The following is an 18680-nucleotide window of genomic DNA, read 5'->3' as shown; positions in this document are numbered from 1 at the left end:
AGGTAAGTAAAAATGCTTGTACGCTTAACCGAAAGAGAAACTCAGCAAGGCGATCGCCACTCAATCAGTGCCATGAACAACGGATTAAAGGTTAAATCAAGACTTTTTAGTTTCCTGACAGTATGTGTAGCAGTGGCTGGATGCTTGGGAACTGCTTCTGGGGCGATCGCCCAGGAAGCTCAACCGCAAGAAAAAGCACAGGCGATCGAGCAATCCAATCAGCAGCCAGTCAACAGCACGACAAGTCAACCTACTGCTGCGCCTCAATTCGATGCAGTAGCCCAAGAAGACATTGCTCAGATGTTGCTGGGATTTATCTATTTTGTTTTGCCAGTGGGTGTGGGCTTAAGTATTTTTCTGCACGACAAATATGCTCAGAAGCGCTCTGCTACTCTCAACCAGCAGATAGAAGTTTTAGAGATTTCCTTTCACCAAACTCCTCAACATTAAATAACGTGGTGAAATACTCTTATTTTAGAACCCCGACTTCATCGAAGAAGTCGGGGTTCTTTGTATTTTCTCAAATGCTTTATATCATTTCCGGTTACACCGGAATGATGTTGACGGTTTACGGTTTACGGTTGACAGTGAACAGTGAATAGTGAACAGTGAACTCGAATTTACTATTCCGATGCTAACGGATTTGATATTACCCCTAGATATTAAAAAAACAGAATAAACAGAGCCCCGACTTCTTTAAAAAGTCGGAGCTCTAACACCTATCGGATTTATTGACTAAAAAACTTAGATTTCTTCGCCCAAACCATCTACATCATCTACATCATCTACATCATCTACATCATCTACATCATCTACATCATCTACCTCAATAGGAGCGACAGAATTAGCAGAAACCAGAGCACCTGTCTCAAGTTTCTTTTTAACTAGCTCCTCAATTTCATTTTTGAAATCGATGTTTTTCTCCATGTGCTGGATCACTTTGTCTCGTCCTTGAGCTATGTTCTCTCCGTTGTAGCTATACCAAGAACCTTTTTTCAGAATTACTCCCATTTCGTCGGCTAAGTCAGTCAGACAGCCTAAAGTAGAAATGCCTTTGCCAAATACAATGTCAAATTCGGCAATACGGAAAGGCGGAGCAACTTTATTTTTAGCAACTTTAACTTTCGTGCGGTTGCCGTATTCTTCGGTACCTTTTTTCAAGCTTTGAATGCGGCGAATATCGAGCCGCACGCTGGCGTAGAATTTGAGTGCATTGCCGCCGGTTGTTGTTTCCGGGTTGCCGTAAGTTATGCCGATTTTCTGCCGCAATTGGTTGAGGAAAATGACGGTACAGCCGGATTTGCCGATGTTGCCGGTGATTTTCCGCAAAGCTTGGCTCATCAAGCGCGCTTGCAAACCCATGTGGGAGTCGCCCATGTCGCCTTCAATTTCGGCGCGGGGGACGAGGGCGGCTACGGAGTCAATTACTACGATATCGACGGCGACGGAACGCACGAGTTGATCGACTATTTCTAGGGCCATTTCGCCGGTATCCGGCTGGGAAACTAAGAGATTTTCAATATCGACGCCTAAAGCTGAGGCGTAGGTGGGATCGAGGGCGTGTTCGGCATCCACGAAGGCTGCGATTCCGCCGGATTTTTGGACTTCGGCGATCGCGTGGAGGGCTAGAGTGGTTTTACCGGAACTTTCGGGCCCGTAAATTTCAATGACTCGGCCTTTTGGCAAACCGCCGCCCAAAGCAATGTCCAGCGTCAGGGCTCCGGTGGGAATGGTTTCTACCTTCATGCGAGTGGAGTCTCCCAATCGGACGATCGCCCCTTTGCCAAAGCTGCGCTCGATTTGGGAGAGTACGGAAGTTAGAGCTTTTTGCTTTTCTGAGTTTTCAGTGGAAGTTTTTATAGACGCTTCTTTTTTTGCCATTTGCGGTAAGCGGGTAGACCCCTTGCGGAGCTTGTTGATTAACTGTACAACACGTATGTTAGCAGTTATTTTTGGGGTCTGGAGGTTCTGGGAGGATCTGGTTGAAGATTCTTGATTTTGGGGAGGCCCCGGCCACTCGCGAGCTTTCACTCGGGCATGGGCCCGCGCAGGGCAAACAGGGCATACCTCACCACGCGATCGAACCGCTATAGTGGGTATCGATCGCTCCTTGAGTGATGTGTGAAATACCCAAACTAAACGGAGTACCGTTATAATTCGGGCTTCGTGTCTCGTTTGCCGTCGCTCTATTGGGGATATTCATTGCTGAATATTCGTCATCAAAGACGATCGGAGTCTTACACAGCATCTCTGGGCTTTTACGCCCTTTATCCCCTCGTAGGGAACCCACGCAGAAGTCCTATTTCCTAAGACCAAAAACTCTTTTCGTACAACAAACATGGGTTATTTTTTACAGCAGGGCATACCATACTAACCAGCGGTCTGCCTTTTCCTCCTTTCTCTCGCAGTTTCCCGGTAAGCATATTACTGCTACTATGACCGTTTTGTTATTACAGCCGAGTGAGTGGGTCGCAACCATTTATATATTAACTCAAATCAACTCTATATGCCAACTCTTTCTATATTTTTGTTTGGCTTATATCCCAACACCGAACCGGGTACAGTTACGGTGTGAGACTTACGCCAATTGAGTTAAGATGGTTTGCAGTTCCACGTTCCGTGAAGCGTAGCTATCCCGGAGGAAATCGCCACAATTAGGACAAGCATGGGATCTACAACACATCAAGACACATCTGTTAATACCAAAAATTCCCGCTGGCTGATGAACTTATTGGCGATCGGCATTTTACTAGGTATCGGATTTCGGTTTTTTGAGATTGATCGCAAACTGTACTGGCACGACGAAGCTTACACATCAATCCGCGCCGCTGGTTTCACCCGCCAAGAAATCGACAACGAACTATTCCAAAACCGGATTTTTACCGCACCCGAATTGCAAAAATATCAGCGGATTAAACCGGGAAGTACAGAAGCAGACACAATTCGTTCTTTAGCACTAGAAGACCCGCAGCATCCGCCTTTATACTTTCTCATGGCTCGTTGGTGGATGCAGGAATTTGGCAGTTCTCTAACAGAATCCCGCACTTTGCCAGCAATATTGAGTTTGCTGTCGCTGCCTTTGATGTACGCTTTAGCTGAGGAACTTTTCGCCTCGAATTTGGCGGCGTTATTAGCAACAGCACTTTTGGCTTTATCTCCCTTTGACATATTGTTTGCTCAGACAGCAAGGCAGTACAGTTTGCTGACAGCCACAGTTATTGGCAGCAGTTGGCTGCTGCTGAGAGCAGTGCGGTTGCGGGGTTGGAAAAATTGGGTATTTTACTCGCTGGCGATCGCCATTGGTTTCTACACTCACCCTTTTTTCAGTTTAACACTCATCGGACACGGAGTTTTTATAATTTCTTACTGGTTGTTTTTCAAAAAAACAAAATTGCGAGGTCATGTAATTAATTCCCAATTTTTTTTAGCAGTAACAGCAGCTTTAATATTGTATATCCCCTGGATTTACGTGCTGGCGACCAACCTGGAACGTGCCTCCTCTACGACAGATTGGACGCGAGTATCTCCGGGTTGGCTGTATCTTGTCAAATTGTGGACACTCAGCTTTACATCCTTATTTTTTGACTTCGACTTCGGGTTTGATAATATTTGGACTTATCTGCTGAGATTGCCATTTTTGCTGTTAATGGCGGCCGCCCTTTACAAAATTTGCCGCCGGACTAGCAGTTCAACTTGGCTGTTTATTGTAACATCAATTTTTGTACCTTTTTTGATCCTGGCGTTACCGGATCTAATCCTAGGCGGCAAACGTTCCGCCGTCAGCCGTTATCTGATTTCCTGCTTTCCGGGAGTGCAGCTAGCAGTTGCTTACTTGCTCGCAAGTAACGTGAAAACTCAGCAGCGGTTTTGGCAAGTCATTTTAGCCTTGGTATTTACAGCAAGTATAGCATCCTGTACCGTCAGCGCTTTTTCTGATACTTGGTGGAGCAAAGACTTGAGCTATTTTAATGCTGAAGTTGCGAAAATTATTAACAAAGAGGCGATAGCTAATCGGTCGATTAAAGATACAATTGTAATTAGCGATCGCGGCAACGATTTTACTAACATGGGAGATTTGCTTTCTCTGAGTTATTTGCTCGACAAAGACGTGCGGCTGATGCTGATGAGCGAGTCGCCAGATATGGAGATGCTGAACAAATATTCGGCTCCCCTGGTGTTCCGTCCTTCGGAAAAATTGATCTCGGCACTCAAGCAAAATCAACGTCGCTTAGAGCCGATATTGGAATATGCCAGACTGTTCCGAGCGCGGCGAGCTTCTTAGAGCAGATTGACAGAAATGGAAGCTCGTGCGCGGTAGGGTGCGTCAGTGGATTTTAGATTTTAGATTTATTCCACAGATGAATCTGGGAGATTAAACTTTGGTCTAAAATTTTTGGATATTCACGATAGGAGTACGTGGCATGGTATCGGTTTTTGGGCGGGGGCAGAAAAAACTGTTTGAATTGCCTCAAATATTTCGACTGACGCACCTTAAATCACTATTTGGGTATTTTTGTCAATATTCCTGGTAAAGTGCGTCAGACAAAAAACTGTGTGAGTTGTCTCTGGTATTTGGGCGGACGCATTTGACATGATCAGCAATAATTATCAGAGAAATGAGTCTAAAACCCCGTCCCTATAGGACGGCTTTGTAAGTAGAAGTATAAACATTAAACCATCTTTGGTCAAGAAATATAAAAGATACAAACACGCAAGCACTTCACTGTATACTAACAGTAGCCCCCAAAAAGAAGGAGTTAAACTTGTTAACAAACTATGTCTACAAGTTGCGCCCAAATCAAACACAAGACTTAAAAATGTCCAATTGGGTGGATATGTTGCGAAGTCACTTCAACTGGTGTCTTAATGACAGAATCACTCAATATAGTCAACAGTTCATTCAAGGTAACTATTGCGACATTAGAACGCAAAGTGAAGCCAGTCCATTGACCAGTTGTGTCAGTAAAAACGGTGCCACGGGAGAACCTTGGAAAACAGGAAAAACAGACCAAGAGGGGAATATCAAAAACCCTCGACGCCACCCAGGTGATATTCAAATCACCGCGTTGCCCGAATTAAAAGCAGCTAGACCCTGGTTTGCTGGGATAGATTCGACAGTTCTACAACAAAACGTCAAACGGCTGGACACTGCCTATAAATTTTTTTTCGAGGGACGTGGCTTTCCTAAGTTCAAAAACCGCAGTAACTTTACTTCTTTTACTTTCGTGATGGGGGTAAAAATACAAGGCAGTAAAATCTACTTACCAAAGTTAGGCTGGATGCGTTTTTATAACTCGCGCCCAATTCCCAACGGCTTTACCATTAAAGCGTGTACAGTAAGAAAGCGACAAAATGGCTGGTACATATCCGTCCGCATTGAAAACAAGTCTGTCCCCGATTACACGACAAAATCTCTTAAGGATGTCGTCAAAGTAATTGGCTGCGATATGGGACTTACAAAATTAGTTCATCTCTCAGATGGAACTCAAATTGAAAATCCCAAGTTTTCAACCACAAAAAAAGCTAAGCGCACTCTAAAAATTAGGCAGAGGCGGGTTAGCCGAAAAATAAAGGGTAGTAAAAACCGCAAGAAAGCAGCTAATAAACTAGGACTTTTTCACCAGAAGATTAGCGATAAGCGTCAAGCTTACCACTGGAAGGTTGCCAATAAAATAGTTTTCCGTAACGTTGACGCGATTGCTCTGGAGGACTTGAATATTTCGGGAATGATGCGTCGATGTCGAGTGAAGGTTGACGAAAAAACAGGTGAATTCCTGAAAAATGGGCAATCAAGAAAGAAAGGTTTAAACCGTTTTATCTCTGACGCGGGTTGGGGCGACTTAGTTCTGAAGATCGAGTATCTGGCTGCAAAGCAAGGAAAGGTCGTAATCAAAATTAATCCCAAACACTCCAGCCAAGAATGTCGGAACTGCGGTCATATCGATAAGTCTAATCGAGACGGCGAAAAGTTCATTTGCGCTGAATGCGGATATCACGAGCACGCCGATATCGGTGCAGCAAAAACTATTCGCGATCGGGCTTTGAAATTGGTACGCGGGGACTCCGCGAAACCGGGCGTTCGCGCCTAAACGCCCAGAAGATATCCTCACGCTCATTTGAGCAAACGTGAGGAGTCTGGGAACCCTATAAATAGGGAAATTGAGGTAGAAATCCCTCAAGAATCCTCGCGCCTTCAGGCCGAGTGAGTGTCAATTGAATACTTAGGATAAAACGCAATGCAAGAGTTAAATAATTCATCTTCCGAATCCGCGCAGAAGTTTCGCAATCTTCAGACAGAATTACGCGAACGTTGGCGAGCAATCGAAGAATTCGACGGCGGAGATTGTGACATTATTATCATTCCTTCTCTCAGCTTAGATCAGCAAGAAATGCAGAAAGTTGAGGGTGCTTACCATTACGAAGAGCGGCATTTATTTTCATTGATTCGCCTGCGAAATCCCCGCACGCGCTTAATTTACATTACCTCGGAGCCCTTGCACCCAATGATTGTGGATTATTACCTGCAATTGCTGCCGGGAATACCATTTTCTCATGCGCGCGATCGGCTTGTGCTATTCAGTGCTTACGATGCTTCTGCCAAATCCCTCACACAGAAAATTTTAGATCGTCCCCGCTTAATGGAGCGCATTCGTCAAGCAGCGCGGCCGACAAAATCCTATATGGTTTGTTATAACTCGACGCCCTTGGAACGCGAGTTATCTGTTCAATTGGGGATTCCTTTGTGGGCTAGCGATCCCGATCTGTTATACTGGGGAACCAAAAGCGGTAGCAGGCAAATTTTTAAAGAATGTGGCGTGCCTTATCCTGACGGTTCCGAGTTGGTTTGGAATGCGGAAGATTTAGCGGAAGCTGCGGCCGAGTTGTGGGCGCGGCAGCCGCATTTGCAGCGGATAGTAATTAAGTTAAATGAAGGTTTTTCGGGGGAAGGAAATGCAATTTTAGATCTGAAGTCCCTCGCAGGTAAAGCGCCTACAGAAAGAGCGAAGGCAATTGGCGAGCACTTCCATAATTTGCGCTTTCAAGCAACGGGCGAAACCTGGGAAAATTTTAGCAGCCGCATTCCCGAATTAGGGGCAATTGCCGAAGCATTTATCGAAGGAGAAGAAAAGTTCTCGCCCAGCGTTCAAGGCAGAATTGTCCCCAGTGGCGAAGTAGAAATTCTCTCAACCCATGACCAAATTTTAGGAGGCCCAGACGGTCAAATTTTCTTGGGTTGCCAATTTCCGGCGGACGAATCTTATCGAATAGCGTTGCAGGAGTTGGGATGGAAAGTAGGGAAAAATTTAGCCGAAAAAGGTGCTTTAGAGAGATTTGGAGTAGATTTTCTCGCGGTGCGGCAATCAGACGGCAACTGGGATATGCAAGCAATAGAAATTAACTTGCGGAAAGGAGGCACAACTCATCCGTTTATGGCGCTGAAGCTCTTAACAAATGGTCGGTACGATCGTACTACCGGATTATTTTACAGCCTGCAGGGCCGTCCGAAATATTATGTCGCTTCGGACAATTTGAAAAAAGAGCGTTATAGGGGATTATTACCGAACGATTTGATGGATATTATTGCTGACAATCAACTGCATTTTGACAGCGGTACAGAGACGGGGAGTGTGTTTCATTTAATGGGTTGTTTGTCGGAGTTTGGCAAATTAGGAGTGACGAGTATCGGCAATTCGCCGCAAGAAGCTGAGGATATGTATAACAAAGTTGTGAAAGTTCTCGATCGCGAAACGTCAGGCGATTTGAGGTTTGAGATTTGAGATTTGAGATTTGATCCAGCCAGTCAGCTTAGATCCCCGGCTTCTTGAAGAAGTCGGGGATCTAATATCGCTCGCGTTTTGTATAGCAAACGATCAGACGATTAGGATGTTCTTAATCACTCAAATCATTGCTATTATTGAATTGGCCTTCTTGGTTCCATTAGAGCTAATTTTTAGCGGGATAAATGGGCGTGGGATCGATCGAACCTGTGCGGTTGAGCGGCCAAAAACGCACAATCGCCCTACCGATAATATTTTGCTTGGGTACAAAGCCCCAGTAATGGCTGTCACAGCTTGCGTTGCGGTTGTCGCCGAGCACCAAGTAAGAATTTGGAGCTACAACTACAGGCCCGTAGGGATACTGCGGAATTTCTTCAATATATTTTTCCTGTAGCGGCTGCTTGTTAATAAAAACTTTTCCATCTCTGACTTCCACACTGTCCCCCGGTAGTCCGATCACTCGCTTGATATAGGCATCTTTGATCGGTGGCGGCTGTCCCGTACACAAACTAGCCTGGTCAGGAGGCATAAATACGATAATATCTCCTCGCTGGGGCTCTTGGAATCGATAGCTTACCTTATCTATAATTAATCGATCGTTAATTTGTAAGGTTGGGAGCATCGAGCCGGTGGGAATGTAGCGTGCTTCGGCAACCAGGGTGCGGATACCAAAGGCCAAAAATGCTGCTAAGCCGATCGTCTTAATTCCTTCAATCCAAGGATTTTCGGTGTCTTGCGGAGGTTTTTCGTCGGCTGACTTGTCTAGACGAGTCATAGGGTATTGTAGTGACTGAGCTGGATACGAATTATAAACTTAATAATGCTTCCATGCTAGCACGCTGTTTACTGAATTAAGGATATCTTATGACTCCCCAATCAAGTTTGTTAATCCGTCGCGCTCGCATTCTTTTGCCCAATGGTGAGTTTTTGGTAGGAGATGTGCAAATCTGCGATCGCAAAATTGTCAAGGTTGCTGCTGAAATTGTCGAATCTGGCAATCGAGAAATAGATGGGATCGGCTTAACTCTGTTACCCGGAGTAATTGATCCCCAGGTACACTTCCGCGAACCGGGTTTAGAACACAAGGAAGACTTGTTTACGGCTAGCTCTGCTTGCGCTAAAGGCGGCGTGACCTCGTTTTTGGAAATGCCGAATACGCGACCGCTGACCACAACCCAAGCTGCCTTAGATGATAAACTAAGTCGCGCTGCCGAGAAGTGTTTGGTGAATTACGGCTTTTTTATTGGTGCAACGCCTGAGAATTTGCCGGATTTGTTGAACGCGAATCCGACTCCGGGAATTAAGGTGTTTATGGGTTCGATGCACGGGCAGTTGTTGGTCGATGGAGAAGCAACTTTAGAGGCGATTTTTGCTGCAGGCGATCGACTAATTGCCGTGCACGCAGAAGACCAAGCTAGAATCAACCAGAGGCGTCAGGAATTTGCCGGGATTTCCGATGTTGCCGTGCACTCGCAAATTCAAGACAATCAAGCAGCTTTATTGGCCACTCAACTAGCAGTAAAACTTTCTAATAAATATCAGAGGCGACTGCACATTCTGCACCTTTCAACGGGGGATGAAGCTGAGTTTTTGCGCCACGAAAAACCGAGTTGGGTAACAGCAGAAGTTACGCCGCAGCATTTGTTGTTAAATACCAGCGCCTATCAAAAAATTGGCAGTTTAGCTCAGATGAATCCGCCTTTGCGCGAGCCCCGCGATAACGAAATACTTTGGCAAGCTTTACTCGACGGCGTAATTGATTTTATCGCCACCGACCACGCGCCGCATACATTAGCAGAAAAAGCTCAAGATTATCCGAATACGCCGTCTGGAATGCCGGGAGTCGAAACTTCTTTGCCTTTGATGCTGACGCAAGCAGTAGAAGGAAGATGTACAGTGGCGCAAGTTTCTCATTGGATGTCGGCGGCAGTTGCTAAGGCTTATAAGATTCCAAACAAAGGGGCGATCGCTCCGGGTTTTGATGCAGATTTAGTCTTAGTTGATTTGGAGAAATACCGCCCGGTGGTCGGCGCAGAGATGGCGAGCAAGTGCGGCTGGAGTTCCTTTGAAGGTTGGAGTTTGACTGGATGGCCAGTTGTGACTGTTGTGGGAGGAAAAGTTGTTTTTGAGAATGGTAAATTGGATACAAATGTGAGGGGAGAAGCCTTGACATTTGACGCTGAGTAAGCATGACTTTAACTCAAGTGTTATAATTGGGTATTCCTGCATCGCAAAGGCAATATTACCCATGCTTCTCCAAGAACTAGAAACACAACTCCTGGCCTTAACTCCGACTGAGAAAGCTGAAGCCATCCGGCTTTTAACCCAAAGTTTAAACAATAGCTGGCCAGGAATTACCAAAACTCCCGACGTGTGTGGCGGCGATGCTTGCATTGCCAAAACTCGCATCCCAGTTTGGCTGCTTGAAAGTTTTCGCCGTGAAGGTTCAAGCGATGCTGAACTTCTACAATTTTATCCCCATCTCAGCGCGGCCGATCTAGTCAATGTTTGGACTTATGCTGATGCACATCTGGAGGAAATCGAAGAAGCAATCTGCAAGAATGAGGAAGCCTGAGTCATGCTGAATTTGTATGCAGACGAACAATTTCCTTTGCCCGTTGTGCAATTGCTGCGCGCTTTTGGTCACAATATCCTGACGGTTCAGGAAGCAGGAAAAGCAGGACTTGGGATTCCAGATCCAGAGGTGCTAGCATTTGCTATAAGCAAAGATAGAGCTGTTTTGACATTAAATCGGTTTGATTTTATCGGACTGCACAACCGGCAGCCCGACCACGCTGGTATTATTGTTTGTACCAAAGATAGGAACGTAGAAAAGTTGGCAACACGCATTAATGATGCTATTGCTGGTGAGGAAACTTTGAGAGGTAAATTGATTCGAGTCAACCGCCCGCCACAGTAAATTCGATCGCCTTTTCTCAAATTTCCCATTGCCCATCCAATAAGTCGCCATTACTAATCACTTCAATTTGCCGCCCGTTATATAGATAACTCAGACAAATTTGCAAATAATTATCTGGTTTGTACTGCAATCTTTCCGGCCATTCGATCGCCACAATTCCCAAATCCATTTCTAACCCGTCCCAATAACTTTCTAAGTGCAAAGCCTCCACTTCTTCGGGTTCTAGTCTATATAAATCTAGATGATACAGCGGAACTCGCCCTTCAAAATACTCGTTAATCAGCGTAAAAGTAGGACTCTCAACCGAGTCTGATATTCCTAAACCTTCAGCGATACCTTGAACCAAGGTAGTTTTGCCAGCACCTAAATCTCCTTGTAATAAGATTACAGTGCCGGGGGGGAGCGATCGACCTAACGCAGCACCAAACTTGCGCGTAGCCTCAGAATCGGGAAGCAAAGTTTTCATTTCAATAATTAGTCCTTAGTCATTTATTATTTGTTATTTGTTATTTGTTATTTTTACTCGCTGGTGGCTGCCAATAACCAATAACTAATAACATTAGTCAACAGTCAACAGTCAACAGTCAACATTCAGCAGCTTAAATGTTTTGTGCGCGGCCGTACCAACGCAGCAACATCCCCGCCAACCTTTGAGAATTGTGGCGAATTAAACCCGTATTTTGATCTTCATCCATGACATTGGCGATGACAACTCGCCGCCCCAATTGCGTCACGGCTTCTCGATCGAGTACAACCGGATAAGAATTCTCCTGAGAATAACGGATCAAAGCTTTTGCAGAAGGGACTTTTCCTTGAACTACTACAGCATCGAACAGCGGCCTGCCGCAAGCGCGGTCGATCGCCCGAATGTGGTCTGCAACACTGTATCCGTCTGTTTCCCCCGGCTGAGTCATAATATTGCAAACATAAATGCGCGGAACTTCGCTGTTGGCGATCGCATCAGCAATTTCCGGCACCAACAAATTCGGAATGACACTCGTATAAAGACTCCCCGGCCCAATAATAATAAAATCCGCTTCCCGAAGTGCTTGGGCTACCCTGGGCAACGCCGGAGGATTAGCAGGAGTGCAGCCAATTTTGATGATTTGCCCGTTAGCTTTTGTAATGCTGGACTCCCCCTCAATCCTCCGGCCGTCAGCCAGTTCTGCCCACAAAGAAACATCGCTAAGAGTAGCCGGCAGCACCTCTCCCCTAACTGCTAAAACTTTAGAACTCGCGGCGATCGCCTGTTCCAAATCTCCAGCAATATCGCTCATCGCCGTCAAAAACAAATTCCCAAAACTGTGACCCACCAAACCGTCACCAGCCCTGAAACGATATTGAAATAACTCAGTTAATAACTTTTCCTCATCTGCCAAAGCCGCCAAACAATTGCGAATGTCTCCCGGCGGCAATACCCCAATTTCCCGTCGCAGCCGCCCGGAAGACCCCCCATCATCCGCCACCGTGACAATAGCAGTGATTTTGGCGCTGTAATCCTTCAATCCCCTGAGCAAATTAGAAAGACCCGTACCGCCCCCAATTGCCACAATTTTCGGGCCGCGGTGCAAGCGGCGGTGGTTGAGAAGTCGATCGACCAATTCCTCATTCCCTTCGGGCATCAACACTTGAGTAATAGAGTTCAAACTGCGAGTTTGCCCCCACAGAATTAACAAAATCCCGCCAGCAATGATGATCGGCCCCGACACGTAATTGGGAATAACTTCCGCAATCCACGCCAAAAAATTTCTCAACAATTGCAATAAGAAGAAAATGGGAGTCATCCCAGTCCAAATTGCTAAACCCAAAGTGGCAAGTACCACGCCGCTGGCACTGATCAGCAGCCACCGTTTCACTAAAAGTCCGGGGGCTAACCACTTAAACCACTGGTGAACTCGCCCGTGCCGCAAAGAAGGGGGGTAAGGATTTCTGGATTGGGCAAAAACCTGCTTGGCTTTAGCCAAGACACGGAGGGCTTTAGGAAGTGAACTAATTGACATGGTTAATTAGTCTTAAGGGTATTGGAACAGCTCGAGCTGACAAATTTACAATACAAGAGAGTTTTGATTTTGGCAGTCAATTTTAGTTATTAGTCATTAATCATTAGTCAGGAGTCATTAGTCATTAGCTAGACTGAGGACTGAGGACTAATAACTTATTGATAACATTTTATGGCTGAGCCACTAATCGAACTCAAGGGGGTAAGTAAGTCCTTCGGCCAGAACCCGATCCTTGATCGAGTCGATCTGAGGATTTATCGGGGAGAAGCCCTGGCAATTATTGGCCCTTCCGGGACGGGGAAATCTACGATTCTGCGGATAATTGCGGGTTTGTTGGCCCCGGATGCCGGTGAGGTTTTTGTTCAGGGACAGCGCAGGGTCGGATGGGTGGACGACGTGGCAGATCCGATCGGAATTGGGATGGTGTTTCAGCAAGCGGCTTTGTTTGATTCGCTGACGGTGGAGGAGAATGTCGGTTTTTTACTTTACCAGCATTCTAAGCTCCCGCGCCGCCGCATTCGGGAATTGGTGCAGGAAAAGTTGGAGATGGTGGGTTTGCCGCGAATTGGCGAACGCTATCCGGCGCAGTTGTCTGGGGGAATGAGGAAGCGGGTAAGTTTTGCCCGCGCTATCATGGCGAATCCTGATAATGACAGGGATAATCCAGAGGTTTTGCTGTACGACGAACCGACGGCGGGTTTAGATCCGATCGCTTCGACGGTAATTGAAGATTTAATCCGCGACTTGCAGGCGGCCCAAGGTGTTTGCAGCACTTATGCGATCGTCACTCACCAAGACAGTACCATCCGCCGCACTGCCGATCGCATCGTGTTTCTTTATCAAGGCAAAGTGCAGTGGGAGGGAACCGTCAATGACATTGCATCGACAGATAATTTACTGATCAGACAATTTTTTAGCGGCAGTGTTACTGGGCCTATTCAAGCGCTTGGATAGTCATTAGTTATTAGTCATTAGTCATTAGTCATTAGTCATTAGTTATTAGTTATTAGTCATTAGTTATTAGTCATTAGTCATTAGTCATTAGTCATTAAAGTCGAGGTAATATGGCTACAAAAAGTTTTCAGGAGTTGCGGGTTTATAAATTATCAGAACGACTAGCTGATGAAATTTGGACAACTGTTAACACTTGCGAGCCATTTGCAAAAAATACGATCGGCTAACAAATTGTCCGTTCAGCCGATAGCGTCGGTGCTAACATAGCAGAAGGAGTCGGACGAGGCAGCTATCAAGACAATAAACGTTTTGTCAAGATAGCTAGAGGTTCTTTATATGAAACTCAACACTGGTTGAGACGAGCTTACACTCGAAACCTTTTAACTGTTGAACAAGTCAATATATTCACAGCAATCATTAATGACTTAGCTCCTCAATTAAACTCCTACCTACAATCTATCGGATCATCCCCTAAAAATCACGATCAATAACTCACAAATAATAACTGAGGGCTAACAACTAACAACTAATGACTAATGACTAATGACTAATAACCAATGACCAATGACTAAGGAGGTAATATGCGATCGCGAACTGTAAGAGAAGGTTCTGTCGGGTTCTTAATTTTAGTAGGAATCGGTTTATTTGGCGGCTTAGTGCTCTGGCTGCGGGGCGTGCAGCTAGGGAACCGCAGCTACAAATTCGCCGTAGAATTTGGCAGCGCCCAAGGAATGCAAATAGGCACGCCCATCAGGTATCGCGGGGTTGCAGTCGGTAAAATTACCGCCCTCAAACCGGGTTCCAACGGCGTAGACGTGACGCTGGAGATTGCCCCCGGTACTTTAGTGATTCCCAGGGATGTTACGATCGAAGCGAATAAATCGGGTTTAATTGGCGAATCGTCGATCGACATTACCCCCAACTCGATTTTGCCAGAATCCTTACTTACCGCCAATCCCGTTAGTGCCGACTGTCCCCCTGAGATTATCTGCCAAAATTCGCGCTTAAAAGGTCAAGCTGGAGTCACTATCGACGAACTAATTAAATCCACAGTCCGCCTAGCTAATTTCTACACTGACCCTGCGCTGTTCAACAATATTAAATCCTTGGCAGAAAATACAGCTAACACAGCTAAAGGTGCAGCTAAACTCACTCAAGATTTATCGAATTTAACTCAAACTGCCCAAACCGAAATCAAAAATTTAAATCAATCTGTCAGGGGAGACATTGGGACATTGAATCAATCGGTTAAAACCGAAATAGCCAGTTTGAATCAATCATTAAAGGGAGAAGCCAGCAGTTTAAATCAATCATTAAAGGGAGAAGCCAGCAGTTTAAATCAATCGCTAAAAGGGGAAATATCAGGAATTGCCGCTGATGTTTCTAAAGTAGCAGCTACGGCGGACACTTCCACAAAAGCCGTATCTGCCGCTGCGATAAATTCTGCTAATTCAGTAACTCAAGCAGCCAATCAAATTACATTAACAGCCAACCAAGTCAATTCTTTAGTAGCAACCAACCGCGGCAGTTTAGTCTCAACTCTAAATAACATCAATCAAAGCAGTCAGGAACTGCGGGTAGCTGTCAGCAGTTTGAGTCCGACAATTAATCGAATCAACCAAGGACAATTGCTGAACAATTTAGAAATTTTATCAGCGAATGCTGCCCAAGCTTCTAGTAATTTGCGAGATTTATCCAGCCAGGTAAATAATCCCGCCACTTTGTTATTATTGCAGCAAACTCTAGATTCTGCACGAGCTACCTTTCAGAACGTGCAGAAAATTACTTCCGACGTGGATGATTTGACGGGAGATCCGGCTTTCCGCAACAATATTCGCAGGTTGTTCAACGGATTAGGAGGCTTGTTGGGTTCGACAGAACAACTGCGACAGCAAGTTAAAGTTACTCAAACATTAGCTCCCCTTTCTGAGAAAGTAAATGCGAGTACGCCTGCCAGAAATCAATCAGTAGAGCCTGGATTTCCCAGCTTGCAAAAACAGCCAAAATTGCCTGTTATACCTTCTCAAACTGCAAGATCAGCAGAACCACTTGCTCCCGAAAATACTCCCTAAAACAGGGTATCATTGAATAACCGCAATTATTGCAAGATTCGTGACTTCCTCTAGTTAGTAAGGTGCGTAATGCACCCCGATTACAGCTAGTTAGTAGGGTGTGCATTGCACACCCCGATATTAAAGTTCTTGTGCAAATCCTATTTAAAAAAAACTGTGTGAAGCGAAACCGAGAAAACCAATGACGCAAACATTATCGAAACCGGAAGAAACAAAAAACAAGTATACTATAACTTGGGAAAAATTGCCAGACGACTTTAAATTACCCGACGAGCCTGTGGAAAACATCGACCAACCACTTTTAGCCGCGGCCCTCCGAGAAGCCTTGGATCTCGCAGGATTTATCCTAGCTTCAATGCTAGTAGCTTCCAATTTTGGACTGTGTGCCAAAGTTAACGAAAAAACAGTAGTAAAAGCACCAGATTGGGTGTACGTTCCCTCGGTATTGCCAGCAGAACCAGGAGAAGTTCGTCGCAGTTATACGCCCAATGCTGAGGGAGAAGTCCCCGCAGTAGTAATGGAATTTTTATCGGATACTGACGGCAGTGAATATTCAAATAAACCGACATATTCTTACGGAAAATGGCGGTTTTATGAGCGAATTTTGCAAGTGCCGATTTATGTAATTTTTGAACCAAAATCGGGAGTTTTGGAAGTGTACAGACTATCGAATTCGGGAGAGTACGAATTGCAAGAACCGGATACTAATCAGCGATTCTGGATAGAATCAATGGGTTTATTTCTGGGGGTTTGGGAAGGTGAAAAATCTCAGAGAACGGGTTATTGGTTGCGCTGGTGGGATGAGAATGGCAATTTGCTGCTGTGGGGTGCGGAACGGGTGGAACAGGAACGCCAGAGGGCCGAAGAGGAACGCCAGCGCGCCGATCGACTAATGGCATACTTGAGGAGTCAGGGTATCGATCCTGATGGCATTTGAAGGTGTGAAAGGTCGATCGACCTTTCGGCCATTAATCCAATCCCATTTTGATTGCACAATCGAGTCAGCAAGGGCGTTTGAGATTAAAAATAACCACAATTAAGGAGCGATCTGCAGGACTGCAACAACATTAGAAGAAAAATTAGATCGGCTTCCTGATGACTTAGCCTCAGCACTAGAAGCGGAACGCCAGCGTGATCCTGAACTCGAATCTTTGCTAGCGCGTTACCGAGCTCGGTTTGGCGAATTGCCTGAGAGTAACGGCTAAAAAGTAAGGGTGCGATCGCCCTTCACCGATCGAGATCGCCAGCGTGTTATTGTTACCTAAATGTCCTTGACAAATCTCAGTTTTTGTGGGGTGGCTAGGATGGGTCTCAAATTTTAAATTGCGAAGGGCGATCGTTTTGCGATCGAACTTGGGCATTCTAGAGATTAGGTGCTTTGCGAGTGCCTGGAAAACAGCGACACCAAGAGTTAGCAATGGAAAGTACACAGAAAAAATCTAGTGATAGTCGGGTTCATAGGAGCGATCGAATTAAGCAGATTTTTGCGTTAGTATCAATGGTTGGCTTTGGTGGTTCGGCAATTTTTGGTATGGTGAGTCTGTTCGGCAGCGGTTTGAGCAGCCAGCACCAACAAAAATCAGCTCCGCCGGTAGCAGTTTCCCAGGAATCTTTGCTAGCGGCGCAGGAACGGGGATATGAGACGGTTTTGCAGCGGGAACCGCAGAATCAGACGGCTCTGGAGGGGTTGGCAAATGTGCGGTTGCAGATGAATAATAAGGTGGGTGCGATCGAGCCTTTGGAGAAGTTGGTGAAGCTCAATCCTGACAGACCTGATTATAAGGTATTGTTGGGGCAGGCTAAGGGGAAGTAAGGGGCTAATATAAAAAAAACATAAATGAAGTTTTTTAAGGGAATATAATGCATCTAATCCATCGCAAAACTTGCCGTGTCTGTGGTTCTCCGGCTCTTACCAATGTCATCAATTTAGGTGAGCAGCATCTGCAAGGTTCATTCATAAAACCAGGCAAAGAAGAACCGCCCTTGAGAAAAATTCCTCTTTCTCTCGTGCGCTGTGACCCGCTGAAAGATGAAAAAGCTTGCGGTTTGCTTCAGATGGAACATACCGTTCCCCCAGAAGTGTTATATTCCGCCTACTGGTATCGTTCCGGTACAAATCAGACTATGCGAAGTCACTTGCAAGGAATTGCAGAAGAAGCTTCATCGCTAATCGGCAAAGACAAAGCGCTTGTCTTAGACATTGGTTGCAATGATGGCACTTTACTCAATTGCTATCCAGAAGAATTTATCAAATTTGGCGTAGATCCGTCTGACTTAGCTCAAGAAATTACTGGAGATATTACTGTTATTCAAGATATTTTCCCTTCGGAAGAACTCATTACACTCCTGAAAGGCGAAAATTTTGATATCATTACATCTATCGCGATGTTTTACGACCTTGAGAATCCTGTCAGGTTCTGCAAAGAAATTAAAAAACTGCTAGCAGTTGATGGAGTATGGATATTAGAAATGTCATATATGCCATCAATGCTCAAAATGAATTCTTATGACACAATTTGCCACGAGCATTTGGAATATTACAGTTTGGCAGTGCTGGAGTACATTCTAAAACAAGCAGAACTGAAAATAGTGGATGCTGTAGTCAACGACATCAACGGTGGCAGTATTCGCTGTTATGCGACACATATTGATAACTTTGCATTTAAGAACAAAGAAGCTTTGCAGCGCATCAATCTGTTGCGTCAAGAAGAATTTGATATGGAGCTGGATACTGATAAACCCTACAAAAATTTTCAAGACCGTATAAACGTACACAAAGAAGAACTGAATTGTTTACTTAAAAAATTGAAAAAAGAAGGCAATACGGTTCATCTATACGGTGCTTCCACCAAAGGCAATACTATATTACAATGGTGTGGGTGCGATTCGTTTAACCCAAATGGGTAGCAATACTCAGGGAAGGTTAGCCTAACCAACTGGTTAGTATAACTGAATA

Annotated in this window: 19 protein-coding genes; 13 read left to right on the top strand and 6 right to left on the bottom strand. The window is 45.2% G+C overall.

The window, feature by feature from the left end; genetic code table 11:
- Positions 1-12: 12 nt before the first annotated feature.
- A complete protein-coding gene (locus QUB37_RS04920) occupies positions 13-450 on the top strand; it encodes a hypothetical protein (protein ID WP_333159663.1) in 438 nt (145 codons plus the stop codon).
- A gap of 294 nt (positions 451-744) precedes the next feature.
- On the opposite strand, the gene recA is transcribed toward QUB37_RS04920, so the two are convergent.
- Both recA and QUB37_RS04910 read right to left on the bottom strand, forming a co-directional pair.
- Positions 745-1881, bottom strand: a complete 1137-nt coding sequence (gene recA / locus QUB37_RS04915; protein ID WP_333159661.1) for a recombinase RecA — start codon at positions 1879-1881, stop codon at positions 745-747.
- 187 nt (positions 1882-2068) lie between these two features.
- Positions 2069-2290 carry a hypothetical protein gene (locus QUB37_RS04910; protein ID WP_333159659.1) on the bottom strand — a complete coding sequence of 74 codons (222 nt, stop codon included), beginning with the start codon at positions 2288-2290 and terminating at the stop codon, positions 2069-2071.
- A 375-nt stretch (positions 2291-2665) separates the two neighbouring features.
- On the opposite strand from QUB37_RS04910, the gene QUB37_RS04905 reads away from it, so the two are divergent.
- From QUB37_RS04905 to QUB37_RS04895, 3 genes are all read left to right on the top strand, one after another.
- On the top strand, positions 2666-4282 hold the full coding sequence (locus QUB37_RS04905; RefSeq protein ID WP_333159657.1) for a glycosyltransferase family 39 protein: 1617 nt from the start codon (positions 2666-2668) through the stop codon (positions 4280-4282).
- Positions 4283-4763: 481 nt separating this feature from the next.
- Positions 4764-6089 (top strand): transposase, encoded by a 1326-nt coding sequence (locus QUB37_RS04900; RefSeq protein WP_333159655.1) that lies wholly within the window; start codon positions 4764-4766, stop codon positions 6087-6089.
- 147 nt (positions 6090-6236) lie between these two features.
- Positions 6237-7778 carry a peptide ligase PGM1-related protein gene (locus QUB37_RS04895; RefSeq protein WP_333159653.1) on the top strand — a complete coding sequence of 514 codons (1542 nt, stop codon included), beginning with the start codon at positions 6237-6239 and terminating at the stop codon, positions 7776-7778.
- Positions 7779-7944: 166 nt separating this feature from the next.
- On the opposite strand, the gene lepB is transcribed toward QUB37_RS04895, so the two are convergent.
- The gene (lepB, locus tag QUB37_RS04890; protein ID WP_333159651.1) at positions 7945-8553 is read right to left on the bottom strand and encodes a signal peptidase I; all 609 of its coding nucleotides are present in this window, start codon (positions 8551-8553) and stop codon (positions 7945-7947) included.
- Positions 8554-8642: 89 nt separating this feature from the next.
- On the opposite strand from lepB, the gene QUB37_RS04885 reads away from it, so the two are divergent.
- The 3 genes from QUB37_RS04885 (at position 8643) to QUB37_RS04875 (ending at position 10698) form a co-directional block, all read left to right on the top strand.
- Positions 8643-9965: a dihydroorotase gene (locus QUB37_RS04885; protein WP_333159649.1), complete on the top strand. Its 1323-nt coding sequence runs from the start codon at positions 8643-8645 to the stop codon at positions 9963-9965.
- 61 nt (positions 9966-10026) lie between these two features.
- Positions 10027-10353, top strand: a complete 327-nt coding sequence (locus QUB37_RS04880) for a DUF433 domain-containing protein (protein ID WP_333159647.1) — start codon at positions 10027-10029, stop codon at positions 10351-10353.
- Positions 10354-10356: 3 nt separating this feature from the next.
- Positions 10357-10698, top strand: a complete 342-nt coding sequence (locus tag QUB37_RS04875; protein WP_333159645.1) for a DUF5615 family PIN-like protein — start codon at positions 10357-10359, stop codon at positions 10696-10698.
- 16 nt (positions 10699-10714) lie between these two features.
- On the opposite strand, the gene tsaE is transcribed toward QUB37_RS04875, so the two are convergent.
- Positions 10715-11164, bottom strand: coding sequence for a tRNA (adenosine(37)-N6)-threonylcarbamoyltransferase complex ATPase subunit type 1 TsaE (tsaE, locus tag QUB37_RS04870; RefSeq protein WP_333159643.1), 450 nt, complete (start codon positions 11162-11164; stop codon positions 10715-10717).
- Positions 11165-11297: 133 nt separating this feature from the next.
- On the bottom strand, positions 11298-12698 hold the full coding sequence (locus QUB37_RS04865) for a gluconeogenesis factor YvcK family protein (RefSeq protein WP_333159641.1): 1401 nt from the start codon (positions 12696-12698) through the stop codon (positions 11298-11300).
- A gap of 171 nt (positions 12699-12869) precedes the next feature.
- Between QUB37_RS04865 and QUB37_RS04860 the strand changes: the two genes are divergently transcribed.
- The 4 genes from QUB37_RS04860 to QUB37_RS04845 all read left to right on the top strand — a co-directional run bounded on the left by QUB37_RS04860 (position 12870) and on the right by QUB37_RS04845 (position 16661).
- A complete protein-coding gene (locus QUB37_RS04860) occupies positions 12870-13652 on the top strand; it encodes an ATP-binding cassette domain-containing protein (protein ID WP_333159639.1) in 783 nt (260 codons plus the stop codon).
- Positions 13653-13882: 230 nt separating this feature from the next.
- A complete protein-coding gene (locus QUB37_RS04855; RefSeq protein ID WP_333159915.1) occupies positions 13883-14143 on the top strand; it encodes a four helix bundle protein in 261 nt (86 codons plus the stop codon).
- Between the two features lie 90 nt (positions 14144-14233).
- Positions 14234-15724, top strand: coding sequence for an MlaD family protein (locus QUB37_RS04850; protein ID WP_333159637.1), 1491 nt, complete (start codon positions 14234-14236; stop codon positions 15722-15724).
- Between the two features lie 181 nt (positions 15725-15905).
- Entirely contained in the window at positions 15906-16661 is a 756-nt protein-coding gene (locus QUB37_RS04845) for a Uma2 family endonuclease (protein WP_333159635.1), read from the top strand.
- A 217-nt stretch (positions 16662-16878) separates the two neighbouring features.
- Here QUB37_RS04845 and QUB37_RS04840 read toward each other — a convergent pair whose 3' ends face one another.
- Positions 16879-17085 (bottom strand): hypothetical protein, encoded by a 207-nt coding sequence (locus tag QUB37_RS04840; protein WP_333159633.1) that lies wholly within the window; start codon positions 17083-17085, stop codon positions 16879-16881.
- A gap of 56 nt (positions 17086-17141) precedes the next feature.
- On the opposite strand from QUB37_RS04840, the gene QUB37_RS04835 reads away from it, so the two are divergent.
- Both QUB37_RS04835 and QUB37_RS04830 read left to right on the top strand, forming a co-directional pair.
- The gene (locus QUB37_RS04835) at positions 17142-17537 is read left to right on the top strand and encodes a tetratricopeptide repeat protein (RefSeq protein ID WP_333159631.1); all 396 of its coding nucleotides are present in this window, start codon (positions 17142-17144) and stop codon (positions 17535-17537) included.
- Between the two features lie 47 nt (positions 17538-17584).
- On the top strand, positions 17585-18631 hold the full coding sequence (locus tag QUB37_RS04830; protein WP_333159629.1) for a class I SAM-dependent methyltransferase: 1047 nt from the start codon (positions 17585-17587) through the stop codon (positions 18629-18631).
- The last annotated feature ends 49 nt before the right edge of the window (positions 18632-18680 follow it).

Origin of the sequence: Microcoleus sp. AT3-A2, from assembly GCF_036705685.1 — a bacterium.
In the GTDB taxonomy this organism is placed as follows: Bacteria; Cyanobacteriota; Cyanobacteriia; order Cyanobacteriales; family Microcoleaceae; genus Microcoleus.
This window is presented reverse-complemented; position numbering and strand designations above follow the sequence as displayed.